The 25,014-nt window shown below is 71.9% G+C and carries 22 protein-coding genes and 2 pseudogenes; 11 read left to right on the top strand and 13 right to left on the bottom strand.

All coding sequences use genetic code 11. The features are described 5' to 3' along the window. Nucleotides 1-34 precede the first annotated feature (34 nt). Nucleotides 35-1,117, bottom strand: a complete 1,083-nt coding sequence (locus tag ACIHCX_RS22165; RefSeq protein WP_400032069.1) for an endonuclease/exonuclease/phosphatase family protein — start codon at nucleotides 1,115-1,117, stop codon at nucleotides 35-37. A gap of 179 nt (nucleotides 1,118-1,296) precedes the next feature. On the opposite strand from ACIHCX_RS22165, the gene ACIHCX_RS22160 reads away from it, so the two are divergent. From ACIHCX_RS22160 to ACIHCX_RS22145, 4 genes are all read left to right on the top strand, one after another. After that, nucleotides 1,297-2,037 (top strand): response regulator transcription factor, encoded by a 741-nt coding sequence (locus ACIHCX_RS22160; protein ID WP_400031958.1) that lies wholly within the window; start codon nucleotides 1,297-1,299, stop codon nucleotides 2,035-2,037. Further along, the gene (locus tag ACIHCX_RS22155; RefSeq protein ID WP_400031956.1) at nucleotides 2,030-3,145 is read left to right on the top strand and encodes a sensor histidine kinase; all 1,116 of its coding nucleotides are present in this window, start codon (nucleotides 2,030-2,032) and stop codon (nucleotides 3,143-3,145) included. The genes ACIHCX_RS22160 and ACIHCX_RS22155 overlap by 8 nt, the downstream gene beginning before the upstream one ends. Before the next feature lie 220 nt (nucleotides 3,146-3,365). Then, entirely contained in the window at nucleotides 3,366-6,818 is a 3,453-nt protein-coding gene (locus ACIHCX_RS22150) for a DNA polymerase III subunit alpha (RefSeq protein ID WP_400031954.1), read from the top strand. Continuing rightward, the gene (locus ACIHCX_RS22145) at nucleotides 6,815-7,795 is read left to right on the top strand and encodes a DNA polymerase thumb domain-containing protein (RefSeq protein WP_400031952.1); all 981 of its coding nucleotides are present in this window, start codon (nucleotides 6,815-6,817) and stop codon (nucleotides 7,793-7,795) included. Before ACIHCX_RS22150 ends, ACIHCX_RS22145 begins: the two co-directional genes overlap by 4 nt. 24 nt (nucleotides 7,796-7,819) lie before the next feature. Here ACIHCX_RS22145 and ACIHCX_RS22140 read toward each other — a convergent pair whose 3' ends face one another. Then, nucleotides 7,820-8,398 (bottom strand): 1,4-alpha-glucan branching protein, encoded by a 579-nt coding sequence (locus ACIHCX_RS22140; RefSeq protein WP_400031950.1) that lies wholly within the window; start codon nucleotides 8,396-8,398, stop codon nucleotides 7,820-7,822. Nucleotides 8,399-8,688: 290 nt separating this feature from the next. On the opposite strand from ACIHCX_RS22140, the gene ACIHCX_RS22135 reads away from it, so the two are divergent. Beyond that, nucleotides 8,689-9,549: an esterase/lipase family protein gene (locus ACIHCX_RS22135; protein ID WP_400031948.1), complete on the top strand. Its 861-nt coding sequence runs from the start codon at nucleotides 8,689-8,691 to the stop codon at nucleotides 9,547-9,549. Here the strand turns inward: ACIHCX_RS22135 and ACIHCX_RS22130 are convergent. Further along, a complete protein-coding gene (locus ACIHCX_RS22130; RefSeq protein WP_400031946.1) occupies nucleotides 9,542-9,937 on the bottom strand; it encodes an LAETG motif-containing sortase-dependent surface protein in 396 nt (131 codons plus the stop codon). The two genes, ACIHCX_RS22135 and ACIHCX_RS22130, sit on opposite strands and share 8 nt — an antisense overlap. 373 nt (nucleotides 9,938-10,310) lie before the next feature. Here ACIHCX_RS22130 and ACIHCX_RS22125 point away from each other — a divergent pair, with 373 nt between their 5' ends. From ACIHCX_RS22125 to ACIHCX_RS22115, 3 genes are all read left to right on the top strand, one after another. Next, nucleotides 10,311-10,622 (top strand): hypothetical protein, encoded by a 312-nt coding sequence (locus ACIHCX_RS22125; protein ID WP_400031944.1) that lies wholly within the window; start codon nucleotides 10,311-10,313, stop codon nucleotides 10,620-10,622. 269 nt (nucleotides 10,623-10,891) lie between these two features. Beyond that, nucleotides 10,892-11,488, top strand: coding sequence for a TetR/AcrR family transcriptional regulator (locus ACIHCX_RS22120; protein WP_400031942.1), 597 nt, complete (start codon nucleotides 10,892-10,894; stop codon nucleotides 11,486-11,488). After that, entirely contained in the window at nucleotides 11,485-11,853 is a 369-nt protein-coding gene (locus tag ACIHCX_RS22115; RefSeq protein ID WP_400031940.1) for a DoxX family protein, read from the top strand. Before ACIHCX_RS22120 ends, ACIHCX_RS22115 begins: the two co-directional genes overlap by 4 nt. 1 nt (nucleotide 11,854) lies before the next feature. Here the strand turns inward: ACIHCX_RS22115 and ACIHCX_RS22110 are convergent. Further along, nucleotides 11,855-12,040: pseudogene (locus ACIHCX_RS22110) on the bottom strand (hypothetical protein); the annotation flags it as partial. Between the two features lie 19 nt (nucleotides 12,041-12,059). On the opposite strand from ACIHCX_RS22110, the pseudogene ACIHCX_RS22105 reads away from it, so the two are divergent. Next, nucleotides 12,060-12,317 (top strand): annotated as a pseudogene (locus ACIHCX_RS22105) (hypothetical protein); the annotation flags it as partial. A 15-nt stretch (nucleotides 12,318-12,332) separates the two neighbouring features. On the opposite strand, the gene ACIHCX_RS22100 reads toward ACIHCX_RS22105, so the two are convergent. From ACIHCX_RS22100 to ACIHCX_RS22090, 3 genes are all read right to left on the bottom strand, one after another. Then, nucleotides 12,333-12,467 carry a hypothetical protein gene (locus ACIHCX_RS22100; RefSeq protein WP_400031938.1) on the bottom strand — a complete coding sequence of 45 codons (135 nt, stop codon included), beginning with the start codon at nucleotides 12,465-12,467 and terminating at the stop codon, nucleotides 12,333-12,335. Nucleotides 12,468-12,837: 370 nt separating this feature from the next. Beyond that, nucleotides 12,838-13,356, bottom strand: coding sequence for a DUF402 domain-containing protein (locus tag ACIHCX_RS22095; protein WP_400031936.1), 519 nt, complete (start codon nucleotides 13,354-13,356; stop codon nucleotides 12,838-12,840). Beyond that, the gene (locus tag ACIHCX_RS22090; RefSeq protein ID WP_400031934.1) at nucleotides 13,337-14,266 is read right to left on the bottom strand and encodes a GNAT family N-acetyltransferase; all 930 of its coding nucleotides are present in this window, start codon (nucleotides 14,264-14,266) and stop codon (nucleotides 13,337-13,339) included. Before ACIHCX_RS22090 ends, ACIHCX_RS22095 begins: the two co-directional genes overlap by 20 nt. Before the next feature lie 85 nt (nucleotides 14,267-14,351). Between ACIHCX_RS22090 and ACIHCX_RS22085 the strand changes: the two genes are divergently transcribed. Beyond that, nucleotides 14,352-14,723 (top strand): GntR family transcriptional regulator, encoded by a 372-nt coding sequence (locus ACIHCX_RS22085; protein WP_400031932.1) that lies wholly within the window; start codon nucleotides 14,352-14,354, stop codon nucleotides 14,721-14,723. 28 nt (nucleotides 14,724-14,751) lie between these two features. Here ACIHCX_RS22085 and ACIHCX_RS22080 read toward each other — a convergent pair whose 3' ends face one another. Both ACIHCX_RS22080 and ACIHCX_RS22075 read right to left on the bottom strand, forming a co-directional pair. After that, nucleotides 14,752-15,543 (bottom strand): DUF72 domain-containing protein, encoded by a 792-nt coding sequence (locus ACIHCX_RS22080; protein ID WP_400031930.1) that lies wholly within the window; start codon nucleotides 15,541-15,543, stop codon nucleotides 14,752-14,754. A gap of 37 nt (nucleotides 15,544-15,580) precedes the next feature. Further along, nucleotides 15,581-16,675 carry a DUF5925 domain-containing protein gene (locus ACIHCX_RS22075; RefSeq protein WP_400031928.1) on the bottom strand — a complete coding sequence of 365 codons (1,095 nt, stop codon included), beginning with the start codon at nucleotides 16,673-16,675 and terminating at the stop codon, nucleotides 15,581-15,583. A gap of 143 nt (nucleotides 16,676-16,818) precedes the next feature. Here ACIHCX_RS22075 and ACIHCX_RS22070 point away from each other — a divergent pair, with 143 nt between their 5' ends. Beyond that, nucleotides 16,819-18,237 carry a xylan 1,4-beta-xylosidase gene (locus ACIHCX_RS22070; RefSeq protein WP_400031926.1) on the top strand — a complete coding sequence of 473 codons (1,419 nt, stop codon included), beginning with the start codon at nucleotides 16,819-16,821 and terminating at the stop codon, nucleotides 18,235-18,237. A gap of 30 nt (nucleotides 18,238-18,267) precedes the next feature. Here ACIHCX_RS22070 and ACIHCX_RS22065 read toward each other — a convergent pair whose 3' ends face one another. The 4 genes from ACIHCX_RS22065 to ACIHCX_RS22050 are packed head-to-tail and all read right to left on the bottom strand — an operon-like array spanning nucleotide 18,268 to nucleotide 24,971. Then, nucleotides 18,268-22,278 carry a lipopolysaccharide biosynthesis protein gene (locus tag ACIHCX_RS22065; RefSeq protein ID WP_400031924.1) on the bottom strand — a complete coding sequence of 1,337 codons (4,011 nt, stop codon included), beginning with the start codon at nucleotides 22,276-22,278 and terminating at the stop codon, nucleotides 18,268-18,270. Continuing rightward, on the bottom strand, nucleotides 22,271-23,086 hold the full coding sequence (locus tag ACIHCX_RS22060; protein ID WP_400031922.1) for a polysaccharide deacetylase family protein: 816 nt from the start codon (nucleotides 23,084-23,086) through the stop codon (nucleotides 22,271-22,273). The genes ACIHCX_RS22065 and ACIHCX_RS22060 overlap by 8 nt, the downstream gene beginning before the upstream one ends. Next, nucleotides 23,083-24,153 carry a glycosyltransferase family 2 protein gene (locus ACIHCX_RS22055; protein ID WP_400031920.1) on the bottom strand — a complete coding sequence of 357 codons (1,071 nt, stop codon included), beginning with the start codon at nucleotides 24,151-24,153 and terminating at the stop codon, nucleotides 23,083-23,085. The genes ACIHCX_RS22060 and ACIHCX_RS22055 overlap by 4 nt, the downstream gene beginning before the upstream one ends. Beyond that, on the bottom strand, nucleotides 24,150-24,971 hold the full coding sequence (locus tag ACIHCX_RS22050) for a glycosyltransferase family 2 protein (RefSeq protein WP_400031918.1): 822 nt from the start codon (nucleotides 24,969-24,971) through the stop codon (nucleotides 24,150-24,152). Before ACIHCX_RS22050 ends, ACIHCX_RS22055 begins: the two co-directional genes overlap by 4 nt. Nucleotides 24,972-25,014 lie beyond the last annotated feature (43 nt).

Below are 25,014 nucleotides of genomic sequence, written 5' to 3'. Positions count from 1 at the left end.
TCGGCAGGTGGAGCGCCGGCCCTTGTCGCGGTGTTCACCAGCTGATCCCGGCCGCCACCGGCAGGTGGTCACTGCCCGTGTCCGGCAGGGTCCACGAGCTCTCCGGTGTCACGCCGCGCACCAGGATCTGGTCGATCCGCAGCATCGGGAACGTCGCCGGCCAGGTGAAGCCGAAGCCCTTCCCCGCCACGTCCTGGACCGAGCGCAACCGCGCGGTGATGCCGGCGAACGCGCGGTCGTCCATGGTGCCGTTCAGGTCGCCGAGCAGCACCACCCGCTCATTGCGCTCGGCGGCGACGGCCTCGCCGAGCGCCTGCGCGCCTCTGTCCCGTGAGGCCGTCCAGAAGCCCGCCCGGGGATTCACCCGTGCGGACCCCAGGTGGGCCACGTACACCGCCAGCGGACCCCGGTCCGTGGCCACCGTGGTGCGCAGCGCCCGGTTCGTGACCATCTTCTTGTCGAGCGGCTTGGTGTCCGCCAGCGGACCGTAGTCCACGATGTCGATCGGCCGGGTGTCCGACAGGGGCAGCTTGCTCCACAGCCCGACCGTGCCCTGCACCGTGTGGTACGGGTACGCCTTCGCCAGTTCCTTCTCGTACAGCGGCTTCGCCTGCGGGGTGATCTCCTCCAGGGCCAGCACGTCCACGCCGGAGGCGGCCAGGTCGCGGGCGGTGCGGGCCGGGTCGGGGTTGTCGGCGTTGACGTTGTGGGTGGCCACGGTGAGGTCGCTGCCCGGGTGGGACTTGTCGCTGAGCAGCCCGCCGAACAGGTGCAGCCACACCAGGACCGGCAGCAGCAGCGCGACCACCGCGGAGGCGGAGCGGCGCCACAGCGCCCCGGCCAGCAGCACCGGGACGAACAGGCCGAACCATGGCAGGAAGGTCTCCGCCAGGCTGCCGAGGTTCCCGATCCGGTTCGGGATCTTCGCGTGCAGCAGCATGACCAGGCCCAGCAGCAGCGTCAGCGCCGCGAGCAGCGGGCCGCGCTTCCACGGCCCCGGCCGAAAGACGGCGCGTGCCGCCCGGCGGACGCGCGCGCGCCAGGTCCCGGCGCCGGTCTCCCGGCGGTCGGCACCGCCCTGCCCGGTCTCCGCCTCCGCCGTGTCCACCTGCGTCATCGTCTGTCCGCGCTCACCGCCGGTCACCGCAGCGTCCTCGGATCCCGGGCGGGGTCGGTACAGGGTCGTGCTGCGGGTGGGGTTCGAGTCATGCCGCCAGTCAAGGCGGCGCGGTGTTGCCGGCGCGTATGTGTTTTTCGATACGCCGACGATATGCGCGGGCTCGTAGCATCGACAGCATGCGCGTGCTGATCGTCGAGGACGAGCCCTTTCTGGCGGAAGCCATCCGCGACGGCCTGCGTCTGGAAGCGATCGCGGCCGACATCGCGGGTGACGGCGACACCGCGCTGGAACTGCTGAGCGTCAACGCCTACGACATCGCCGTCCTCGACCGGGACATTCCCGGACCGACCGGTGACGAGATCGCCCAACGTATCGTCGCCTCCGGCAGCGGCATGCCGATCCTCATGCTCACCGCGGCCGACCGTCTCGACGACAAGGCCTCCGGGTTCGAACTCGGCGCCGACGACTACCTCACGAAGCCCTTCGCGCTTCGCGAGCTCGCGCTCAGGCTCAGAGCGCTCGACCGCAGACGTGCCCACAGCAGGCCGCCCGTGCGGGAGCTCGCGGGCCTGCGGCTGGATCCGTTCCGCCGCGAGGTCTACCGGGACGGCCGCTACGTGGCGCTCACCCGGAAGCAGTTCGCCGTGCTCGAGGTCCTCGTCGGCGCCGAGGGCGGTGTCGTCGGTGCCGAAGAACTCCTGGAACGCGCGTGGGACGAGAACGCCGACCCGTTCACCAACGCCGTACGCATCACCGTCTCTGCACTGCGCAGGCGCCTCGGCGAACCCTGGATCATCGCCACCGTGCCGGGCGTCGGCTACCGCATCGACACGCAACCGGAGGCCGGACACGAGGGGCGCGAGGGACACGAGGGAGAGGAGCGTGGATCCGGACCCGGGGGAGGCGAGCGTGGATAGAGCACCCGGATTGAGCGTGCGCCTCAAGCTCACCCTCAGCTACGCCGGATTCCTCATGCTGGCCGGCGTCCTGCTGCTCGCGGCGGTGTGGGTGTTCCTCCTGCGGTACGTCCCCGACCGCGCGCTCATCGTCCCCGGCTCCACCGGCACCCTCACCCCTGAGGTTTTCCCCGTCCGGTTCAACCTTCTGCGCGTTTTTGCCCCGAGGGCGGCCGTGGTGCTGGCGTTCCTGCTGGTGTTCGGCCTCGTGGGAGGGTGGATCCTGGCCGGCCGGATGCTCGCCCCGCTGGCCCGCGTCACGGGCGCCACCCGCATGGCCACGAACGGATCGCTCTCCCACCGGATCCGGCTGCCGGGCCGCAGGGACGAGTTCCGCGAACTCGCCGACGCCTTCGACACGATGCTCGAACGGCTCGAAGCACACGTCGCCGAACAGCAGAGATTTGCGGCCAACGCCTCGCACGAGTTGCGCACCCCGCTGGCGATCTCGAAGGCGCTCCTCGACGTGGCCCGCACCGATCCGGACCACGACGCCGGCAAAGTCTTCGACCGCCTCCACGCCGTCAACACCCGGGCGATCGACCTCACCGAGGCACTGCTCCTGCTCAGCCGTGCCAACCAGAGGTCCTTCACCCGGGAACCCGTCGACCTGTCCCTGCTGGTGGAAGAGGCCGCCGAAACACTCCTCCCCCTCGCGGAAAGGCACGGCGTCACCCTCGAAACCTCCGGCGACATCACCCCCACGACCGGATCGCAGGCGCTCCTGCTGCAACTGACCACGAACCTCGTGCACAACGCGATCGTCCACAACCTGCCGGAACAGGGCACCGTGTGGGTCGATACCAGCGTCCGCCCCGGGACGGTGCTGCTCACCGTCGAGAACACCGGCGAGAAGCTCACCCCCGAGCTGGCCTCGACGCTCACCGAACCGTTCCAGCGCGGCACCGAGCGCACGCACGCCGACCAGGCGGGCGTCGGTCTCGGCCTGGCCATCGTCAAGACCATCGCCCACGCACACGACGGGACACTCACCCTCACCCCGCGCCCTGCCGGCGGGATCCGCGTCACGGTGGAACTGCCCGCGACGGCCCCGCACACCGACGGGTGACCTGAACCCGACCCGTCACGGAAAGTGCCGTCTTTGCTGCAAGTCGTTGCCCGGCACTCGTTTCCCCTCGTTTCCGTAGTGCCCACCTCGCCTGGTAATCGCTGATGTGTTCGAATCGAGGTCGCCGACCAGGGGTGACGGGGGTTAGAGTAATCGAACGAGCGTACGATGAACGTATCGGGCATATAGCTGAAAAGGGGTGGAGTGAAGGAGGTGTGACATGGCGGGCTTCGCTCATCTGCATGTCGCCTCCGGTTACTCCGCCCGCTATGGCGCCGCCCATCCGGAGCACCTGGTGCGAAGGGCGGCCGAGCGGGGCGTGGCGGCGCTCGCGCTGACCGACCGGGACACGGTCACCGGTGCCGTTCGCTTCGCCCGGGCGTGTGCGAAAGAGGGGGTCCGGCCGGTCTTCGGTGTCGACCTGGCCGTGGCGGCGCTCGCGCCTCCACCACCCGGGCAGCGGCGCCGTACTCCGGTGCGTGGTGGTGCGCACGTGATCGAGCCGCCGCTGCGGTTCGTGCTGCTCGCGCAGAACCGGGAGGGCTGGGCCCGGCTGTGCCGCATCACCTCGGCCGCCCATGCCGACGCCCTCGGGGGCAGGGCGCCGGTGGTGCCGTGGGAGGCGCTGCGCGAGCACGGCGGTCCCGGCCTGGTGGTCCTGCTCGGGCCGCTCTCGGAGCCGGTGAGGGCCCTGTCGGTGGGGCGGGAGGACGTCGCGGTGAGGCTGCTGGCGCCCTGGAAGGAGATCTTCGGGAGGGGGGTCCGGCTGGAAGCTGTTGCGCAGAAACGTTTCGGCATCGGTCCGGGATCCCTTCGACTGGCTGCCCGGACGCTGGCGCTGGCCGACCGCACCGGTACGACCGCCGTGCTCTCCAACGCCGTCCGCTACGCCGATCCCGAACAGCATCGGCTCGCCGATGTCCTGGACGCCGCGCGGCTGCTGCGCCCGATCGACCGGCGCCACCTGGACGGCGGACAGCGCTGGCTCAAGGACGGGAGGGCGATGGCGGGCGTGGCGCGGATGGTCGCCGAGTGCGCCGGGGCGGATGTCCGGCGGGCGCGTCGTCTGCTGGCGGACACCGCCGCCACGGCGGCCGCGTGCGTCGTCGATCCGGCGGCGGACCTCGGGCTCGGCGCCCGGCACTTCCCGGAACCGGCCCTCTTCGGCGCCGGACCCGGAGCGGGAGAGGCCGCACGGCTGCTGCGCCGGCGGTGCGAGGAGGGACTGCTCCGGCGTGGCCTGGACCGCGACCGAGCCGTGCTGGAGCGGCTGGAGGAAGAGCTCGACGTGATCTCCCGGCTGTCCTACGACTCGTATTTCCTCGCGGTGGGCCAGGTCGTCGCCGATATCCGGGCGAAGGGCGTCCGGGTCGCGGCCCGCGGATCGGGTGCCGGGTCGATGGTCTGCCACGCGCTGGACATCGCCACCGCCAATCCACTCGACCACCGCCTGCTGTTCGAACGCTTCCTGAGCGTGCGCCGGGGCTCGCTGCCCGACATCGACATCGACGTGGAGTCCGCCCGGCGGCTGGAGTGCTACGACGCGATCTTCGAACGGTTCGGGAAGGAACGGGTGGCGGTCACCGCCATGCCCGAGACCTACCGCGCCCGCCGGGCCCTGCGCGACACCGGGCTCGCGCTGGGGATCGCCCCGGCCGACGTCGACCGGATCGCCAAGAGCTTCCCGCACCTGCGGGCCTGCGACATCACCGGCGCGCTCGCCGAGCTGCCCGAGCTGCGGCAACTGGCCGGTGAGGCACATCGGTACGGGCCCCTGTGGGAGCTTGCCGAAGGCCTCGACTCCCTGGTCCACAGCATGGCCATGCACCCCTGTGGCGTGGTCGTCAGCGACGCGACCCTGCTGGACCGGCTGCCCGTGCAGCCCACCCCGCAGGGCGACTACCCCATGGCCATGGCGGCGAAGGAGGAGATCGAGGCGCTGGGCAACATCAAGCTCGACGTCCTGGGTGTGCGCATGCAGTCCGCCATGGCCCACGCCGTCGCCGAGATCGAACGGGCCACCGGCAACCGCGTCGACCTGGACGACCCCCGGCAGGTGCCGCTCGACGACGTCTTCGCCTTCAAGCTCATCCAGGAGAGCCAGACCCTGGGTCTGTTCCAGCTCGAGTCGCCCGGGCAGCAGGATCTTCTGGCCCGGATGCAGCCGCGTGATCCGCAGGACGTCATCGCCGACATCAGTCTCTTCCGGCCCGGTCCGGTCGCCGGTGGCATGCCCGAGCGGTACATCGCCGCCCGGCACGGCGGCACACCCTCGTACGCCCATCCGGATCTGGAGCCGGTGCTCGCCGACACCTACGGCGTGACCATCTGGCACGAGCAGATCATCGAGACGCTGTCCGTGATGACCGGCTGCGACCGGGCGCTGGCGGAGATCGCCCGGCGGGCGCTCGGTGACAAGGACCGGTTGCCCAGGATCAGGGCCTGGTTCGATCGGCTGGCATGCGCGCGCGGCTACAGCGCGGCCGTCCGGGACGAGGTCTGGAAGACCGTCGAGGCCTTCGGAGCGTACGGCTTCTGCCGGGCGCACGCGGTCGCCTTCGCCGTACCGGCCCTGCAGAGCGCCTGGCTCAAAGCGCACTACCCGGCGTTCCTGCTGGCAGGCCTACTCGAACACGACCCCGGTATGTGGCCCAAGCGTGTTCTCGTCTCCGACGCCCGCCGACGCGGCGTGCAGGTCCTGCCCGTCGACGTCAACCGCTCCAAGGTGAAGCACACCGTGGAGAAGGCCGAGGGGGAGCAGTGGGGAGTGCGGCTCGCGCTGTCCGCGGTGCACGGCATCAGCGAGGAGGAGTGCGCCCGGATCGAGGAGGGCCAGTCGTACGGATCGCTGTCCGACTTCTGGCAGCGGGCCCGCCCCAGCAGGCCCACCACCGAACGCCTCGCGGAGATCGGCGCCTTGAGCTGCCTCCACGACGGCCGGCTCACCCGCCGCGACCTGCTGCTGCAGATCGCCGAACTCCACCGGCAGTCCCGCAACCGGACCGCGGGATCAGGACAACTGCCCATCGAAGCGGGCGCGGTCGGCGGCGCGGAGCCGAGCGGTCTGCCGGAGATGACCGGTCGTGAGGCGCTGAGCGCGGAGCTGAACACCCTCGGCGTCGACGTCTCCAGGCATCTGATGGAGCACCACCACCGGCTGCTGCGCGAGATCGGCGCCACCGACGCGGCGCACCTGACCGGGATGCGCGCCGGTCAGCAGGTGCTCGTCGCCGGTGTGCGGGCCTCGACCCAGACCCCGCCGATCGCGAGCGGCAAGCGGATCATCTTCGTCACCCTGGAGGACGGCTCCGGGCTGGTCGACCTGGCGTTCTTCGAGGACTCCCACCCGGCCTGCGCGCACACCGTCTTCCACAGCGGGCTGCTGCTGGTCCGCGGCACGGTCCAGGTCCGCGGCACCCGCCGCACCGTCGTCGGCACGATGGCCTGGGACCTGGACGAGATCGCCGCGGCCCGTCGCGACAACGGTCCCGAGGCCGCGCTCGCCCTCCTCGGTGAGAGCCGTCCGCACCCGACCCCCGCGCAGCCGCGGCGCACCCTGGTCAACGGCACCACCGGTGCCCGGCTGCACCCGTACGCCGATCTGCAGCCCGCCGGCAGCCGTTCGGCCGACCTGAAGAAGTTCGGCCACCGCAGTCCGGGGAGTGCGGGATGACCCCACGTCAGCGGCACATCGCCCACCTCCATCTGCATGCCTCGCTGACCGAGGACCAGTACGCCGATGTAATCGAACTGATGTCCGGAATCACGCCCCACGTCCAGGCCGTCCCGCCCAACGCCGTGCAGTTGGACCTGACATCGGCGCTCCGGTACTTCGACCTGTCTCCCTACGACGTGGTCCAGCTGGCGAAGATCAGGCTGAAGGCCCTCTACGGCATCGACAGCAGCGCCGGGCTCGCCGGCAACCGCATGCTCGCGGCCATGGCGGCCGACGCCTCGGCGCCGGAGGAGACCACCTGGGTCCCCGTGGACCGGGCCGCCCAATGGCTGTATCCGCGCCCGCTCACCGCGCTGCCCGGGGTCGGCCGCGCCACGGCCTCGACGCTCGCCAGGTACGGCCTGCACACCATCGGCCAGATCGCCGACCTGCCCCCGGTGACCCTGCAACGGCTCCTCGGCGCGGGTCCCGCCCGTCTGCTGACCGAACGCGCCCGCGGCCACGATCCCCGCTCGGTCGCCCGCACGGAACCGGCGGAGCATCTGGTCGCCGATCTCGTGCTGGAGCGGGACTGCCTGGACCCTGCGCGACACCACCGGGCGGTCCTGGGACTTGCCGACCGGATCGGCCAACGCCTGCGCGGTGAGAGCCGGGTCGCCGGCCGGCTCACCCTCACCGTGCGGTACGCCGACCGCAGTTCCACCACGCGCACCCGCGCGCTGCCGGAACCCACCAACCACTCTCCGGTCCTTGCCGCGACCGCCCTGGGGCTGCTGGCCGCGCTCGGGTTGCAGCGGGCGCGTGTGCGCGCCTACGCGATCCGTGCCGACGACCTGCTGTCGGCCGGCAGTGCCTACGCGCAGCTCTCGCTGGATCCGGGTGACGCCCGGGCCCGCGCCGCCGAAGCGGCCGCGGACCGGGCCCGTCGCCGCTTCGGACCCGAGGCCGTACGGCCGGCCGCTCTGGCGGACTGACCGTTCGTCCGTCCGCGCGATCTCCTACCGTGACGCCATGGTCGCGAGTACGCTCCGTGCGGTCGTGCCGTCCGGCCAGGTCCACCCGGCGACGAGGTGTCCGGACGACCCCCGCGCGGCCTCCGCCGGCCGCAGGACGCGGTTGATGCGAACGTCGAGCCCGCCGTCGGGGTCGGCGCCGTGCACGGTGACCGTCGGGTCGGGGGTGTCACTCCTGCTCTGGTGCTGCGGTATCGCCTCGCCGCGCAGGAGCGCGCGCAACTGCGCCATCACCACCGGGTCGTGGACGCCGTCGTAGATCCACCGAGTACCGAGCACCCCGTGCTCGGAGGTGCCGATCAGTGCCTCACCGGGGACGCCCTCCAGCGCCGCACCGCGGTAGCCCATCGGCACCAGATACGCCACCGGCTCCTGCGGGGTCGCGTCCACCACGACCATGAACTCGATCCCGACCGCTCCCTCCGGATCGTCCAGGCGGAACCCACCGGCCTTGACCAGTTCCGGCGTCGATGCGCCGCCCACGTACCAGCTCTGCTTCGGCAGCCAGTCGGCAAGCAACTCCAGCTTGGTGGGCGTCAAGGTGGTGTGGTGGATGAAGGCCATGCGAACTCCCTCACGCGCAGGTCCGGTCCCGTCCTCCAACGGGATGTGATCGAACCTATAGGAAACGGCCGTGCCTCCCGAACCCATGGCAACAGGCCCTCGGCCAAATATTCGTGACGGCCCATCAGGGGCATTATCACGGCCCCCGGTTACCCGTGGAAGTTTTTACTGACGCGTAACTTCACAGTTGGACTACTCGTCCGTAACTTGACGAGTGAACAGCATCCCGTGATCCGGATCACAGGGCGTAGTGCCGTCGCACCTCCCTTGAGCCGCAAGGAGATCACTCGATGCTGCCCTTCAAGCGCGCCCTCAGACCCCTCGCCGCCCTGCTGCTGGCCGCCGCCCTCGCCGTCGCCCCCGCCGCCACCGTCCATGCGGCCGGCGCTCCGAGCAGGGGCTGGAACGACTACGGCTGCAAGCCCTCCGCCGCCCACCCCCGCCCCGTCGTCCTCGTCCACGGCACCTTCGGCAACTCCGTCGACAACTGGCTGTCCCTCGCGCCGTACCTGAAGGACCGCGGGTACTGCGTCTTCTCCCTCGACTACGGCCAGTTGCCGGGCGTCCCGCTCTTCCACGGCCTCGGCCCCATCGACCAGTCGGCCGAGCAACTGTCCGCGTTCGTCGACCAGGTGCTCGCCGCGACCGGCGCCGCCAAGGCCGACCTCGTCGGCCACTCACAGGGCGGGATGATGCCCCGCTACTACCTGAGGTTCCTCGGTGGAGCCGCCAAGGTGAACGCCCTCGTCGGCATCGCACCCGACAACCACGGCACCACCCTCAGCGGCCTCACCCACCTCCTGCCCTACTTCCCGGGCGCGAGCGACCTGCTCAAGTCCGCGACCCCCGGCCTCGCCGACCAGATAACCGGGTCCGCCTTCCTCACCAAGCTCAACGCGGGCGGCGACACCGTGCCCGGCGTGCACTACACGGTCATCGCCACCCAGTACGACGAGGTGGCCACGCCGTGGCGCAGCCAGTACCTGAGTGGCCCCGACGTGCGCAACGTCCTGTTGCAGGACCTGTGCGCGGTCGACCTGTCCGAGCACGTGGCGATCGGCACGATCGACCGCGTCGCCTTCCACGAGGTGGCCAACGCGCTCGATCCCGCGCACGCCACCGCCACCACCTGCCTGTCGGTCTTCAGCTGACGTGCCGCGGGGCCTGCCCGTCCTGAGCCACCGGGCGGGCCCCGCGTTCAACGGGCCGCGTGCGGCCTCGCCCGCCGCCGGCCGCGGCGCGCCGGCGGGCCGCGGCGAACAGGGCCGCCGAGCCGAGCGCCAGGGCGGCCGCGCCGCCGACCGCGAGGTACGGGGTGCGGCCGTCGCCGCCGGTCTCGGCCAGGTTCACCGGGCCGCCGTCGGCCCGCGGCCGGTTCGGCTCGTCGGCGGCCCGCACAGTACGGTCCGCCGCGGCTGTGTCCCCGGCCGACCGTACGGCCGGGTCCGGCGCCGGGCTCGCGGCCGGGTCCGCCGACGCCGGCGCCACCGGGTCCGTCGTGGTCCGGGTGTCGGCGTCGCAGGTTGCGAGCGACCTCACGCGATCAAGGCCGGCGCAGCGCAGACCGGTAGTCGAACGGTCGATGTTGGCCGTCGTTGGTTGCTGTGGGCCGACCTCGGACGGCCCAGAGACGGCCCGACGCGCGACCCAGCAGATTTACATCGGGCTCCGCCTACGCCCTGCGGTTTCCCTGGCAGTTGGCGCCGCCGGGGGACGCCTGGGGGAAACAGAAGTCGATGGGCAGTCAGAGACCTTCTGATCCGTAGGATCGGGCAACCCGTTGAGCGGGGGCTCCGCCTTCTTCCGGACTGATCGCTGACGCTCGTGATCGCCGGTCTCTGCGTGCCGTAGTTGCCGTCATTTCTCTGGTTGTCGTCGCCCCGCCATCGCTACGCTTCCCGCGGAGGTGGGGATGTTCGATGCGGTGATCATCGGCGTTGGCAGTGCCATCTGCATGGCGTTCGGCGCGTGGCTCGTCGGGTGGCAGTACCGCCGGCGCGCGGACACCCGGGCGGGCTGGGGCGCCATAGCGATCGGACTGGGGCAGTTGTTTCACGCAGCCGGCTCCTGGGCCGGAAGCCGCCAGCCACTCGGCCACATCCTGGCTGCCGGTTCTGCGGCATTCAGCATCACTGGCTTCATTCTGGTGGTGCGCGACCGCGACATCTTCCGAAACGGTCGCGGCGGCCGGAAGCGCCGAAAGCTGCCTCCACTGCACCCGTGATGGGCAGGACTGGGCCTGCGCCACGCGTATCCACACGATCAAGCGTGGTCTTGATCGGGGAGACGCCTGCCTGGCATGTGCCGCGCGCTGCCCACGCTCCTCGTCCTGCGAGACATTGAGCGCTGTTCAGATGCAAGACGTCGTCATCGCGCTGTGGTGTCACTCCGCGTGCGTGCCCACGCGCCCTCCCCGGCCCGGCGTGCCGAGTTCTGAAACCGTGCCGACCGACACTATTGCCTCGGTGCAGCCGCGCCGACTACCTTCTGAACATGTTCACTGAACGCGTTCAGGCAACTCGCGCCGAACGAAAACGGCGGACCACCACCCGCATCATCGAAGCCGCCGAAAGACTCTTCCAGGAGCGTGGCTTCCAGGGCACAACGGTGCGGCAGATCGCGACGGAGGCGGGTGTTTCCGTGGGTGCCGTCATGGCAGTGGGGGACAAGGAGTCTCTGTTGAGCCTTGTCTACGACCAAGCCATCGCCGCCCGCATCCCCGCGCCACCGGCGGCGGAGTCCGCAGCCTCCGCAGTCGACTACCTGGCCCATTACTTCGACCCGTTCCTCGATTTGTTCGCCGAGAACGACGAACTCGCGCGCTCGTACTTCCGGGCGCTGACCCGCGGTCAACCCGAGAAGGCGGCCCTCGGCGTGCTGCGCACGCTGACCGAGGACAATCTCACCGCCGCGATGGTGAAGGCGGGAATACCCGGCCCCCGCGCCCGGCACGGTGCGCAGGTGATGTTCACCAGCTACCTGGGGGAGCTGATGCTGCTTGCCGCGGGATCCACCGACCGGCAGCAGACGGCAACCGGGATCCGGCGCACCGCCGAATTCGTCACCGCATACGAAGAGGATGACCGATGACCCTCTCTGAACTCCCGTCTCCCGTCTGGCCAATCCTGATCCTGCTCGGGATACAGGCGGGCGACGCCGCGATGATGCTCCGTCCACCGAGATTCATCGTCGACTGCTTGGACGGCGTACGGTTCCCGCGCGACTGGTGGTGGGCGCTGATCACCCTCAAGGCGGCCTCCGTAGTGGGGCTCGTCGTCGGACTCTGGGTGCCCGGCGTCGCCATGACGACCACTGCTGCGATCGTTGTCTACTTCCTGGCGGCCGCCGCATCCCACATGCGCGCGCGAGCCTTGAACTCCGCGTTCTGGGTCAACTGCCTGGGCATGCTACTGCTGTCCCTGGCTGTGCTCATGGTGAGCTTCGTGCGTCTGTGACTCACCACGGGCGCTGTCGTTGTGACAGTGTCGGGATCGCCCTCAGGCGCGAAGTCACAGGGGGCCTCCAGCAGTGGTTTTCGCGTTCGTCGCAGGTGGCCTGGGGTCGGTAGGACTCGGTGCCGGTCTGGAGCAGAGTGCCGCGGAAGGTCAGGCGGTCAGTGATGGCCGCGCAGAGGCGGCGGTCGCCGATCACGTGCTTGGACCTGGTCGATGAAGGCGAGGTCCGGGACGAGGGGATCACGGCGGCGACGGCCGCCGATGTACCGGCCGTGAAGGCGGTGACCGACGCGGCCTACCGCCCCTACATCGAACGCATCGGAGTCGTCCCGGTGCCCATGGAGGCGGACCACGCGGCGAACGTGGCGGCGGGGAAGGTGTTCGTCGTCCGGCAGCCCGAAGGGGAGAGGGTGACGGGGCTCGTCGTGATCGAGACGCGCGCGGACCACCTCTTCCTCGTCTCACGGCTCGGCCGCCGGTCATGTGTCCGGCCACCACGTGCGCGCGATGTCCTTGCGGACCTCGGGCCGTCCTGCGGGGCGCTCGTCGGCTTCCTCGCTGACGCGGCGGGTGTCCGTCTTCCTCAGGGGCTTGTGCACTGTCGCTCGGCGCATGGCTGCCTCCTTCGAGGCCTACCGGATCCGTCTGCGTACGGAGGTAGGACCTTTCGGGCGAGAGTCGCTTATCGGTGCGGGTCTGTCTGTGGCGGCTGTCACGATTCGGTTGTCAGTGGTGGGTGTCACTCCGGGGCTGGTCGGTGACGCGGCGGACCCGCCGGTGGGCGGGGAGCGCTTCGGGTGTCTGGGGCACGCTCACCCCCGTCGGCATACCCCCGGACCGGCTGACCATGCTTCTTCGGCCACTCGCCGCCCACATCCACCTGGAGTCACTGTCGGCCGACGCACGGCTGTGGGGCCGGGAGGTGGACGACGAGCGGTACTCGGTGGTGGCCTCGAACTGAGCCGGCGCGCGTCGGCGCGGGAATCAGGTCAGCAGCGACTCGAAGCCACCCGCGCGGGCCAGCCCCTCCAGTTCGTCGAGGGCGGCCAGGGCGGCGGCCGCGGCCGCGGGGTCGGTGTCCGCCAGGCCGCTCGCCGCGAACTCGTCCTCGTCCAGACGCCGTACGTCCGCGCCGTCGGCGGAGCGCCACAGGTCCAGGTCGAGGTCCTCGACGACGAGGTCGGTGCCGGAGCGGGTGGCGGGGCGGGTGACGTCGCAGTACCAGCCCTTCAGCGCGCCCCCGGCGTCGCAGACCTCCTTCACGGAGTACCACCGGTCGCGCCAGTAGTGCTCGGTGAAGACGTCGCCCGGCTCGAAGCGCACGAAGCCGAAGTCGCGGACGCCCTCGCCCGCCCAACCGGCCCGGACGGTGACGCGCGTGCCGTCGTCGGACACGAGCACGCCCCGGTAGCGGATCTTGACGCGGCCGCCCTTGACGAGGACGACCTCCACCTCCGCCGGCGCCTGCGGGCGACCGCCGGTCTCAGCCGAGTTCGCGGACATGGCGCACCTCCGTCGCGCAGACCTCGTACCCGAACCACTCGTTGATCGCGATCATCGGGGCGTTGCCGGTGTCGTTGCCGGTGAACGCCTCCGTGTACCCGGCGGCCCGGGCGCGGTGCAGCGAGTCGTTCTTGGCGAGCTTGGCCAGGCCCCGGCCGCGGAAGGCGCGGGCCGTGCCCGTCATGCCGGTGCTGTAGCGGGTGCCGCCGTCGGTGCGGGCCGCGGTGAAGGCCGCGGGCCGGCCGTCGGCCACCGCCACCGAGGTCAGCTCCAGATCGAGCAGCGGGTGCCGCCAGGTCTCCTCCAGCCAGGCCTCGTAGTCGGTGAACTCGAAGTCCACGTCGCCCGGCTCGTCCGCGGTCGTCTCCGCGTCCAGCTCGAACAGGGGACGCGGGTCGTCGGCGAAGTCCGAGCCCCGGCGCAGCTCCACGCCCGGGGGCGGGTCCTGGAGCGGGGGGAGCGTGCCGTTCGCCAGGTCCAGGCGCAGGAAGTAGGCGGAGCGGCTGGGGCGGTAGCCGTGCGACCGGGCGAAGGCATGGTTGCCCGGCTCGTCCAGGACCCAGGAGTGCAGCCGGGCCGCCCCGTGCGTCGCCATGTGCTCCTCGGCGGCCCGCACGAGCTGTGTGCCGACGCCGCGGCGGGTGTGCCCGGGGTGCACGTACACGTTGACGTTGCCCTGGCCGGGCTCGGTGCTCTCGTGGGAGAAGTGCACCTGCGCGGTGCCGATCACCTCGCCGTCCGCCACGGCGACCAGCGGCCGGTAGTGGGCGTCGGGGTGCATGTGGGTGAGGTCGTGGACGAGCGAGTCGGGGGTGACGAGTATGTACGGCAGGGCGAGGTGCCGGACGCGGGCGAAGCCCTCGAGGTCGGCCGGCAGGTCGGGGCGCAGCTCCCGGATCATCACGGTCATGGTGGGGCACGCTACGGCGGGGACCGCTGGGACGCCTCCCATTTTCCGCTGGGTCGGACGCGTACGCGTGCGGGACAATCACCCCGTGACCTTGAAGATCCACATCGAGAACGGGGCGCCCCCCTACGAGCAGGTGCGGGCGCAGATCTCCGAGCAGGCGCGGTCGGGGGTGCTGCCGGTGGGGTACCGGCTGCCCACGGTGCGCGGGCTGGCCGAGTCGCTCGGGCTCGCGGCGAACACCGTCGCCAAGGCCTACCGGGCACTGGAGGCGGACGGCGTGATCGAGACGCGCGGGCGCAACGGCACGTTCGTGGCCGCCGCGGACTCGGCGGCGGCGCGGGAGACTGCGGCCGCCGCCCAGGCGTACGCCGAGCGGGTGCGCCGGCTCGGGCTCCCCGAGGAGGACGCGCTCGCCGCCGTACGGGACGCCCTGCGGGCGGCCTACGGGGAGCGGTAGGGCCTTCAGGGATGGTGGCCGTGCGACGTCACCGGCCCGGCGGGACCTTCGGCCGGTCACCCGTGAGCGCCGGGGTGCGGGTCACCGCCAGGCCCGCCCTCCCGGCCGCCCGCGCGAACACCACCGCGTCCTGGACCGCCGCCCCCGTCGGGTCGTTGTTGAAGTAGGCGTACACGTCCCGCTCGCCCGGCCAGGTGGTGGCGATCCGGTCGACCCAGGTCTCCAGCGACCGCCGGCCGTAGTGCGGCCAGGCCCGGGCGCGGCCCACGTGGAAGCGGACGTATCCCCAGCCGGCCGTCCGCCACAGCGGCGTGACCGGGCGGGCGTAGGCGTCGGCCCAGCACAGGGCGGCGCCCCGGGCCCGCAGCACCTCGCGCACCCGCGGCGTCCACCACGACTCGTGGCGCGGCTCGACCGCGACCCGGGTGCCGGACGGGAAGCACGCCAGGCACGCGTCCAGCAGGTCCGGATCCGCGCGCAGGTTCGGCGGGAGCTGGAGCAGCACCGGACCCAGCCGGTCGCCGAGGCCCGCCGCGTGCGACATCAGGCGGTGCACCGGCTCCTCGGGGTCCTTCAGCCGCTTGATGTGGGTGAGGTACCGGCTCGCCTTCACCGCGACCACGAAGTCCGCCGGGACCCGCTCCCGCCAGGCCTCGAAGGTCTCCCGCGCGGGCAGCCGGTAGAAGGCGTTGTTGACCTCCAGGGTGGCGAAGGCGGTGGCGTACTCCTCCAGCCACAGCCGTGTGGGGCACCCCTGCGGGTACAGCACGCCCCGCCAGTCCTTGTACTGCCAGCCCGATGTCCCGACGAACAGGGTCATACGCCCATCAAAGCACCGGTGCCCGCCCGGGGACCCGTCACAGGTACAGGCCCGCGTCGGCCCCCTCGCGCGGCTCGGGCAGCGCCGTCGGCGACGTGCCCCGCCGCAGCGCGTACAGCTCGGCGAGGGTCGCCCCCTCGCGGCCCACGCCCTCCTCGGTGCCCAGCCAGTTCACCGCCTCGCGGCGGGTCAGCCGGCCCACCTCGATGCGGGCCAGGCACCGGCCCGGGCGGACCACGGCCGGGTGCAGGCGCTCCAGGTCCTCGTTGGTCGTCACCCCGACCAGCACGTTGCGCCCCTGGCCGAGCAGGCCGTCGGTGAGGTTCAGCAGCCGGGACAGCGCCTGGCCCGCGGTGTGCTTGGCCTCGCCCCGGATCAGCTCGTCGCAGTCCTCCAGCAGGAGCAGCCGCCAGCGCCCCTTGCCCGCCGTGTCCTCCTCGCCGATGGCGATGTCCATGAGGTAGCCGACGTCCCCGAACAGCCGCTCCGGGTCCAGCACGCAGTCCACCTGGCACCAGTCGCGCCAGGACCGGGCCAGGGTCCGCAGCGCCGAGGTCTTGCCGGTGCCCGGCGGCCCGTGCAGCAGGAGCAGCCGGCCCGCGATGTCCTCGGGGGTCGTCTTCATCAGCCGGTCCATGGCGTCGGCGACCGGGGCGGTGTAGTTCGGCCGCAGCTCGTCCCAGGTGCCCGCCGAGATCTGCCGGGTGGTGCGGTGCGGGCCGCGCCGGGGCGAGACGTACCAGAAGCCCATCGTCACGTTCTCCGGCTGCGGCTCCGGCTCGTCCGTGGCGCCGTCCGTCGCCTCCTCCAGCACCTTATCGGCCAGCTCGGGGCTGGTCGCGGTGACCGTGACGTCGGCGCCCCGGTTCCACCGGGAGACCAGCAGCGTCCAGCCCTCGCCCTCGGCGAGGGTCGCGCTGCGGTCGTCGTCGCGGGCCGCGCGCAGCACCCGGGCGTCCTGGGGCAGCAGGGCGGCGCCGGGGCGTACGCGGTCGATGTTCACCGCGTGCGAGTACGGCTGCTCGCCCGACGCGAAGCGGCCGAGGAACAGCGCGTCGACGACGTCGGACGGCGAGTCGGAGTCGTCGACGTTGAGCCGGATCGGCAGAGCGTCGTGCGGGTTCGCGGACATGCCGCCATGATCTGTCACGAGGCCGCCGTGCGCACCCGGTTTCCCCGCGCGTCCCGCGCCCGGCGCTCCGACAAGGTACCCGGCGGGCCGAGCGTGCCCGAACCCTGTCCCGTGGATGATGTCCGCCCGTACTGTTGTCCTTGATGAGACGTCATGGGGGGAATCCGGAGGCGGGGCGGTGGCGGCTCACCGCGCTGCTCGGCGTGGGAGTGACGGCGGTGGCCCTGGTCGTGGCCCTGCTCAGCACGCTTCCCGGCGGCGCGAGCACCGAGGGCACCACACGCGACGGCGGCAGGGTGCACGGGACACCGGCGACCCCGCCCGAAGACGACGGGCCGGACGTCGGCTGGGGCTTCACCCACACCCAGTTCAGCGCCGACGAGGGCAGCGCCGCCGCGACCGGCCGGGCCGGAAAGCTGCTGGCGAGGGACGGCGGCCTGCCGCAGAACCAGGCGATCATGGGCTGGGGCGCCGACAACCCCGAGCCGGTCAAGGGGCGTTACGACTTCGAGGCGCTGGACCGGCGGATCGACTTCGTCCGCGCCTCGGGCGGCACCCCGGTGATCACGCTGTGCTGTGCGCCCGACTGGATGAAGGGCGGCCGGGCCGGCGTGGACAACACCGACTGGAGCCAGGACGCCCTGGAGACCGCCCCGACCCGCGGCCACTACAAGGACTACGCGGCACTCGCCGCGACCGTAGCCAAGCGCTACCCGGACGTACGCCACTTCATCGTCTGGAACGAGTTCAAGGGCTTCTGGAACAACGCCGAGGGCCGCTGGGACTACGAGGGCTACACCGACCTCTACAACCTCGTCTACAAGGCGCTCAAACGGGTCGACCCCACGATCATGGTGGGCGGGCCGTACCTGGTGATGGACAGCGTCGACCCGCGGCAGAAGCAGGACGCCTCCACCGTCCTGCGGGGCCCCTGGGGAGCCATGGACCAGCGGGTCCTGGACGCCTTCGCCTACTGGAACGAGCACAGGGCGGGCGCCGACTTCGTCGTCGTGGACGGCTCCAGCTACACCAAGGACGACGACCTGCTGCCCGACGAGTTCCGCGCCACCGACAAGCTCACGGACGTCGGCCGCTGGGTGCGGCGGCAGACGGGCGGCCTGCCGCTGTGGTGGGCCGAGTACTACGTCGAGCCCGCCGACCGCAACGACGACCGCAAGGACTGGTCCGAACCGCACCGTGTCGCCGTCCAGGCCGCCGGCCTGATCGCCATGGCCAGGGGCGGCGCCTCCACCGGCTTCTACTGGAACCCCGAGAACCGCACGGGCGACTGCCCCGGCTGCCTGTGGACCCCGACCGACTCCTCCGGGGGCGGCCGGGCGCTGCCCATGTACGACCTGGTCTCCCGCTTCCACCGGGCGTTCCCGCCGGGCACCGGGTACCGGACGGTCTCCGTCGCCCCGGACGACGTGCCCAACGTGCGCGTCCTGGCCGACGACCGGACGGTCCTGGTGGTCAACACCCTGAACCGCACGATCAGCGCGCAGGTCGACGGCAGGCGCTTCGACATGAAGGCGTACGAGGTGAAGTGGCTGCGGCGGTAGTCCGCCGCAGCCGCTCCGCCCGCCGTCCGCTCAGCCGCCTCCCAGGGTCAGGAACCGCTGCACCAGCGAGGCGAACAGCACCCCCAGCAGCGGCAGCGAGAACCAGAAGCTGCCCTGGAGCCACCGCAGCCGGCGCACACTGGGCCGCATCGCGACCCGGACGAGCTCCCGGGCCGTCAGCATCACGGTCAGCGCCAGCGCCGCCAGCGCGCCGACCACCGACCACGGCGTCCACGTCACCCGCGGCCCGATCGGCCCCGGGTTCGGCTCGGGCACGGGACCGGTGGGCTGCTCGCGCAGCTCGTACAGGCTCACGTCGTCGTTGCCGAGGACCTTCCTCAGCTCCCGCCGGTCGTCGAGGTGGCGCACCAGCCGCGACTCCCAGGTGGCCGAGTAGCCCACGTCCATCCGCAGATACGTCACCTGACTGCGGTTGACCATCAGGTACGCGTTCGGGCCCGCGTCCTTGAGCGACTTGACCAGTCCGGAGACCAGCACCGGGTCGGTCGGCGCCAGGGTGGGCACGTAGTCGACGCGCTCCATGTCCCGCGCGCCCCACGGCATGGCCGGAGTGACGTTGGTGGCCGGGTCGTTGCTCAGCCACAGCAGCCGTACCGTCGGCCTGTCGTGGGCGTACACGTAGTCCATGGCCGCGACCTCGCCGGACCGGATCCGCTCGAAGGTCTCGTTGCCCCACCGGGCGACGAGGAAGCCGCCCATCAGCAGCAGGCCCGCCATCAGCGCGGCCAGCGGCGCCAGGCTCACCCGGTCCTTGTCCCGTTCCTCCGCGGTGGCGCCGGTGCGCGGGAAGAGCGCGAGCGCGGCGAGCAGGGCGGCCCCGGGCAGGGCGAACATGAAGACCCGCAGCGCCATCTCGCCGCCGTAGGACTGCATGCCGAAGCCGAGGAACGGCACGAAGGCGAGCACCGGCAGGGACCGCTCGCGGTACTTGTGCTCGCGCCGCCGCCACCAGCCCCAGCAGGCGAAGGCCATCACGGAACCGGCCAGCAGCACGCGCGTGTACAGCACCAGCTTGTGGGTCGAGTCGCCGCCCTGGATCCGGCCGGAGACGGACGTCGAGACGTTGCTGCCGACCCCGCCGACCCCGCCGAACAGCTCGTCGAAGTGCCCGGACCAGTACGGCTCGGCCATGAACCCCAGCCAGAACGCCGCCAGCACCGCGAACAGCACCGGCAGACCGCGCAGTTCGGACCTGCGGACCAGGACAAGCACGGCCAGAACCCCCAGCATCACGAACGGGGTGAGCTGGTGCGCCGGGACACTGGCGGCGAACAGGCCGATCAGCACCAGGAGCAGCACCGCCCGCTGCCGGCGGTCGGTCGGCTCCACCTCGGCCTCGCCGGGCCGGGCCTTGGTCCACAGCATCCGCGGCGCCCGGAACCAGACGAGGAGGATCGCCACGAAGGCCAGGTACAGCAGATAGGTGAAGCCCTGCGGGGAGAAGTAGTCCTGGCCCACCCAGCCGCCGAGCACGAAGATCCACACGCCGGTCCACCTGGCCCGCCAGCTCGCCCGTAGGGAGCGGGTCAGCAGGAACATGGGGGGCAGGTAGAGCAGTTGGACGGTCAGTGGCCACCAGCGGATGACCTCGGTGAGGTCGCTCAGACCGCAGGCGCGGGCGACGAAGGCGGCCACCGCGAAGAACCCGGGCCAGCTCCACCGCGCGTCCAGGTCCGGTACGGCCGCTCCGGTGCGGTCGATGAAGTCGAGGAAGCCGAGGTGCTGCCAGGCGGTGGCGAAGCGCGGCGCGCTCTCGATCACCGCGGGCAGCGCGTGCAGGGAGACGACGGTGGCGACCAGGGTGACCAGCAGCAGCGCCCGGTGTTCGCGGCGCAGCCACAGCAGCGCGGCGAACACCCCGATCAGCAGCGCGGCGCCGGCCAGGGTCGGCAGCGGCAGCACCGAGACGAGGCCGAGGCCGCCCATCCGGTCCAGGTCGGAGTCGTCCAGACGCAGCGCGGGCACCCAGTACAGCAGCAGGGCCGCGGTCAGCAGACAGCCGAGCAGGACACCGGCCCGGGTGGGCACGAGCCGCTGCCGCCAGGACGGGCCGGGCCCGCTCGGGGCGAGGGCGTCCTCCTCCGCCGCGACCTCCCGCGGCGAGGTCCCCACCCCCACCTCCGACACGACGCCCCGGTCCCCGGCCGCGAAGCCCGCCTCCGGTACGACGGCACGCTCGCCGGTGGAGTACGGGCCGTCCGGTGCTACGGCCGGCTCGGTGGTGTACGACCCGTCCGGTGCGGCGCCCCGATCGCCGGTGGTGGACGGGCCGTTCGGTGCGGCGGCACGCTCGGCGGGGGAGTACGCACCGTCCGGTAGCACGGCCCGCTCCTCCGTCCCGAACGGGGCGTCCACCTCCCGTTCGGCCGGTTCCGGCGAGGACGGCGGGTCCGGCTTCCGCTCCTCCACCGGCAGTCCCAGCGCCTGCGGGCCGTGCGGCCCGGCCGGCGGCAGGTCGGGGTCCGCCGCCGCGGTGCCGCCGGGCGGGGTGCCCGGTCCGGGGCGTACGTCAGGCCGGCGCTCCACGTGATCGAAGTCGACGTGGAGGCCCAGGGCGACGGTGTCGGAGTCCAGCGCCCAGGCGGGCCGCCGGGGCGGCGAGGTGTCGGCGGGGGCCTCGCGCGCCCCCAGGTCGGCGAGGTCCCCGTCGGGCGCCGCCTCGTCGGGGACGCCGGCGGCGGGCGCGGCCCTGACGGTCCGGTACAGCTTCGGCGCGGCGATCGCGACGATCACGGCCAGGCTGGAGATCTCCGCGACGCCGGCGCCGGTCAGTCCCATCCGGGGGAGCAGCAGCACCGTCAGGCCAAGAACCAGCGCGCACAACAGACCCTGCAACCAGGCCAGTCCGGCGGTACGGCTCTGGGCGCGCAGCACGGCGAAGTACGTCTCCATCACGACCCGCAGCAGCGCGCCGACGGCGAACCAGCGCAGCAGCGGGGTGGCCGCGTGCGCGTAGCCCTCGCCGAAGACGTGCAGGATGTACGGGGCCAGCAGGAACAGCAGTCCGCAGATGGGCAGCATGATGCGGGTCATCCGCTTCAGTGCCGCACGGGTGTTGGCGGCCAGCCGGGCCGGGTCGTGCGACCCCTCGACGGTCAGCGAGGCACCCATGTTGATGGCGAGCAGGTTGACCGTGCCGCCGATCGTGGTCGTGATGTAGAAGTACGCGTTGTCGGCGGAGCTGACCTGCGCGGCGATGATCACCGGCACCAGGTAGACGACCGCAAGGGAGAACAGCGAGCCGGTGTAGTCGCCGGCCAGGAACCGCCCGAGCTCCTTGGCCGTCGGCGGCTTGGCGTGGTCCTCGGTTGCCCGTACGTGCCGGGGCACCAGGCGCCGGAACACCAGCCAGCCCAGCGGCACGATGGAGAAGGCGATCGCCGCGACCCAGGAGACGAAGACGCCGGTCGTCGGGATCGCGGCGGCGAGCCCCACCAGCAGGGCCAGCTTCACCGCGGAGAACGCGGTGTTGCCCACCGGGACCCAGGGCGCGTTGCGCAGCCCGGTCAGCACCCCGTCCTGGAGGGTGAGCAGGTTCCACGCCATGACGGCGACGACGAAGCCGAGGCCGTGGGTGAGCCCGTGCAGGAAGCGGTACGACGGCCCCCACACGTCGAGGGTGAGCAGGAACACCCCGGCCGCGCACCCCACGATCACCGAACTGCCCATGTACGTACGGGCAATGAGGTGCCTGGTCGCGTGGCCGGCGATCGGGATGAAGCGGGCCAGGGCGCCGGTGAGCGTGACCGCCGTCAGCCCGGCGAGGAGCTTCATGGCGGCGATGGCGGCCGAGCCCTGGCCGACCGCGTCGTCGGAGTAGTAGCGGGCGGCGACCAGCCAGTAGCCGAGGCCCAGCACCGCGGAGATCCCGGTGTTGAGCATCAGCGCGTAGGCGTTGCGGAACAGCGGGTTGCCGCCCGGGGACCGGCCCCGTCCGGGCAGCCGCAGACGGCGCCCCTGCTGATCGGGCGCCTCGGGCCCGGTGGCCGATGCCTCGGTGGTGGTGGTCGTGTCAGACACGGGTACGGATGGCCTTCCGGCGGACCTGTCGGGCTCTGCGGACCATGGCGTAACCCTTGGTGAGGGCACGGTCCCTGGCGAAGTTCCGGGTGATCGCGCGGCCCTGGACGATCCGCTCGAACTCCTCGGTGGTGGTGGCGCGGCGTACGGTGAGCCGGCGCAGGGCGTACGGGCCCTGCCGCCGGCGGGCCAGGGCGTTGCCGACGGCGAGGGCCTGGGTGAAGCCCGCCGCCCGCACCCGGGCCCGTACCCGGCTGCTGGAGTAGCCGTAGGGGTAGGCGAACGAGGCGGGCACGGTGCCCAGTTCCCCGGCGACGATCTCCTTGCAGCGGATCAGCTCCGACCACAGGGTGTCGTCGTCGAGCTGGTCGAGCTGCGGATGGGTGTGGCTGTGCCCGCCGATCTCGACCCCGCCGGCCGCGAGTTCGCGCACCTGGTCCCAGTCGAGCATGGTGTCCAGGCCCCCGCCGGTGTCGTGGGCGCCGCGGATCCAGCCCGTGGAGACGAACAGCGTGGCGGGGAAGCCGTAGTGGTCCAGTGTCGGCAGGGCGTAGCGGTGCACGCCTTCGTACCCGTCGTCGAAGGTGATCAGGACGGGGTTCGGGGGCAGCGGCGGCAGGCCCGTGCCGCGCCAGTGCCCGGCCAGCCGGGCCGTGGTGACCGGCTGGAAGCCCCGGTCCTTGAGCACGGCCATCTGCTCCGCGAACGCCTCCGGCGCCACGGACAGTTCACGGGTGGCCTCGTTGGGCTCCGGCGCGACCGCGTGGTACATGAGCACCGGCACGGGTACGCTGATACGGCCGTTCATGCGGTAGGTCCCCCCTTGTCCTGCGCGGCCCTTCCACCCGGCGGCGTCCGCGCGGTCGTCCCGCTCGGCGGGGTCTGGTCGATCGCGGTCGCCGAGAACGTCGTGCCGGTCCGCCGGGCCCTGGCGTTGCCGACGGCGTAGCCGCCCGCGGCCGTGAGTACCCCGGCGACGATCGCTCCGGCCCGGCCCGCGCCGCCCGGTCGGGCCAGCAGCGCGTCCCGCAGCCCGCGGGCCACCCCGGCGGGCAGCACCCGGGTGCTGTAGCGGCGCTCGGACTCGAGGCCCTTCTGCGCGCCGACGCTCCGCGCGACCAGCGCCTTCGACAGGCCCTCGGCGTAGGCGCGGGTGCGGAAGTAGCGGAAGTGCTCGCGTGCCTCGGGCACCCGGTGGTGGATGACGGCCCGGTCGTCGATCAGGAGGACCGCGTCCGGCAGGGCCCGGGTGAGCCGGATGCACAACTCCGTCTCCTCGCAGCCCAGCGGGCGCTTGTCGCCGTCGCGGCCGATGCCGGTGGCGAAGCCGCCCGCCGCCTCGAACGCCGTGCGCCGGAAGGAGGCGTTGCCGCCGAGCACGTTGCGCACCCGGACCCGGCCGGGCGGCAGGCCGCGGTAGGTGCAACCCACCACCCAGTCGAACTCCTCCGGGAACCAGGCCGGCCGGCGGCCCGACGCCCAGACCGGAACCGTCCGGCCGCCCACGGCCATGACCCGCGGGTCCGCGTACCCCTCGGCGAAGTACCGCAGCCAGTCGCGCTCGGCCACGGCGTCGTCGTCGAGGAAGGCGACGATCTCGCCGCGGGAGGCGGCGATGCCCGTGTTGCGGCCGGCGGACAGGCCGCGTGGGCCCGCGTTGGCGAGCACCCGCACCCCGCCGTCGTCCCGGTACTCCCTGTACTCCTTGTACTCCTCGGCCAGCCTCTCCAGCAGCGCCGGGTTGTGGTCCACCACCAGGAGGGTCTCCAGGGCGGGCCGGGACTGCGCCCGCACCGAGGAGACCGCCGCGAGGATGTCCTCCCAGCGGTCCTCGGTGTAGACGCAGATCACGACGGAGATGCCGAGACCGCTCAAGACGCCTCTCCCCGCAGCGCTTCGAGCATCGGGGACCGGCGGACCCGGCGGCGCAGTTCACGCCGGTTGGACCGCTCCGCGAGGATCACCTTCAGCACCCGCAGCCCGTCCCGCACGGCGCGCAGATTGCTGGTCCCGTGGATGCGCAGGTACTCGTGGCTGGGGATCTCCTGCACCTTCAGTCCGGCCTTGACCACTCTGATGTTCATCAGCGTCTCGACCTCGAAGCCGGTGCAGTCCAGCTCGATCTTGTCCAGGCAGTGCCGCCAGAACGCGTTGTACCCGTAGCACAGGTCGGTGTAGCGGGCGCCGAACTTGCGGTTGACCACGGCGCACAGGGCCCGGTTGCCGAGCTTGCGGATGAAGGTCATGTCGTCGGTGCCCCCGCCGTTGGCGAACCGGGAGCCCTTGGCGAAGTCCGCGCCCGAGACCAGGGCGGAGACATAGGAGACGATCTCGCCGCCGTCGGCCGAGCCGTCCGCGTCGACCATCACGATGATGTCGCCGGTGCACTCCTCGAATCCGGTGATCAGGGCGTCCCCCTTGCCCTTGCCGTGCTGCCCGACGACCTTCACCTTGGGCCACAGTTCCCGGGCCACCTCGACGGTGCCGTCGGTGGAGTTGCCGTCCACGAGAACCACTTCGTGGATCCACTCCGGAAGCGTCTTGAAGACGTAGGGCAGGTTCTCCGCCTCGTTCATGGCGGGGATCACCACGCTCACCGGCGGTGTGATGGCCAGGTGCGAGGAGATGGGCCGATATTCCGTGGTGAGCGTCGGACCCTGTCCCGACGAAGGCGGGCGCAGAACGGAGCTCATGAGTCGTGTTCCCTCTCGTCCGGCGGGTCGCCCGCCCCTCGGG

The organism is Streptomyces sp. NPDC052043 (genome assembly GCF_044548235.1).
Classification (GTDB): domain Bacteria; phylum Actinomycetota; class Actinomycetes; order Streptomycetales; family Streptomycetaceae; genus Streptomyces.
The sequence above is the reverse complement of the archived record's forward strand: the minus strand, read 5'-3'. Positions and strand labels throughout refer to the sequence as shown.

Excerpts from the sequence above, each read along its gene's own strand:
- ACIHCX_RS22165 (WP_400032069.1), bottom strand. The coding sequence starts at position 1,117 with ATGACGCAGGTGGACACGGCGGAGGCGGAGACCGGGCAGGGCGGTGCC.
- ACIHCX_RS22160 (WP_400031958.1), top strand. The coding sequence starts at position 1,297 with ATGCGCGTGCTGATCGTCGAGGACGAGCCCTTTCTGGCGGAAGCCATC.
- ACIHCX_RS22150 (WP_400031954.1), top strand. The coding sequence starts at position 3,366 with ATGGCGGGCTTCGCTCATCTGCATGTCGCCTCCGGTTACTCCGCCCGC.
- ACIHCX_RS22145 (WP_400031952.1), top strand. The coding sequence starts at position 6,815 with ATGACCCCACGTCAGCGGCACATCGCCCACCTCCATCTGCATGCCTCG.
- ACIHCX_RS22140 (WP_400031950.1), bottom strand. The coding sequence starts at position 8,398 with ATGGCCTTCATCCACCACACCACCTTGACGCCCACCAAGCTGGAGTTG.
- ACIHCX_RS22135 (WP_400031948.1), top strand. The coding sequence starts at position 8,689 with ATGCTGCCCTTCAAGCGCGCCCTCAGACCCCTCGCCGCCCTGCTGCTG.
- ACIHCX_RS22125 (WP_400031944.1), top strand. The coding sequence starts at position 10,311 with ATGTTCGATGCGGTGATCATCGGCGTTGGCAGTGCCATCTGCATGGCG.
- ACIHCX_RS22120 (WP_400031942.1), top strand. The coding sequence starts at position 10,892 with ATGTTCACTGAACGCGTTCAGGCAACTCGCGCCGAACGAAAACGGCGG.
- ACIHCX_RS22115 (WP_400031940.1), top strand. The coding sequence starts at position 11,485 with ATGACCCTCTCTGAACTCCCGTCTCCCGTCTGGCCAATCCTGATCCTG.
- ACIHCX_RS22100 (WP_400031938.1), bottom strand. The coding sequence starts at position 12,467 with ATGCGCCGAGCGACAGTGCACAAGCCCCTGAGGAAGACGGACACCCGC.
- ACIHCX_RS22095 (WP_400031936.1), bottom strand. The coding sequence starts at position 13,356 with ATGTCCGCGAACTCGGCTGAGACCGGCGGTCGCCCGCAGGCGCCGGCG.
- ACIHCX_RS22090 (WP_400031934.1), bottom strand. The coding sequence starts at position 14,266 with ATGACCGTGATGATCCGGGAGCTGCGCCCCGACCTGCCGGCCGACCTC.
- ACIHCX_RS22080 (WP_400031930.1), bottom strand. The coding sequence starts at position 15,543 with ATGACCCTGTTCGTCGGGACATCGGGCTGGCAGTACAAGGACTGGCGG.
- ACIHCX_RS22075 (WP_400031928.1), bottom strand. The coding sequence starts at position 16,675 with ATGTCCGCGAACCCGCACGACGCTCTGCCGATCCGGCTCAACGTCGAC.
- ACIHCX_RS22070 (WP_400031926.1), top strand. The coding sequence starts at position 16,819 with ATGAGACGTCATGGGGGGAATCCGGAGGCGGGGCGGTGGCGGCTCACC.
- ACIHCX_RS22060 (WP_400031922.1), bottom strand. The coding sequence starts at position 23,086 with ATGAACGGCCGTATCAGCGTACCCGTGCCGGTGCTCATGTACCACGCG.
- ACIHCX_RS22050 (WP_400031918.1), bottom strand. The coding sequence starts at position 24,971 with ATGAGCTCCGTTCTGCGCCCGCCTTCGTCGGGACAGGGTCCGACGCTC.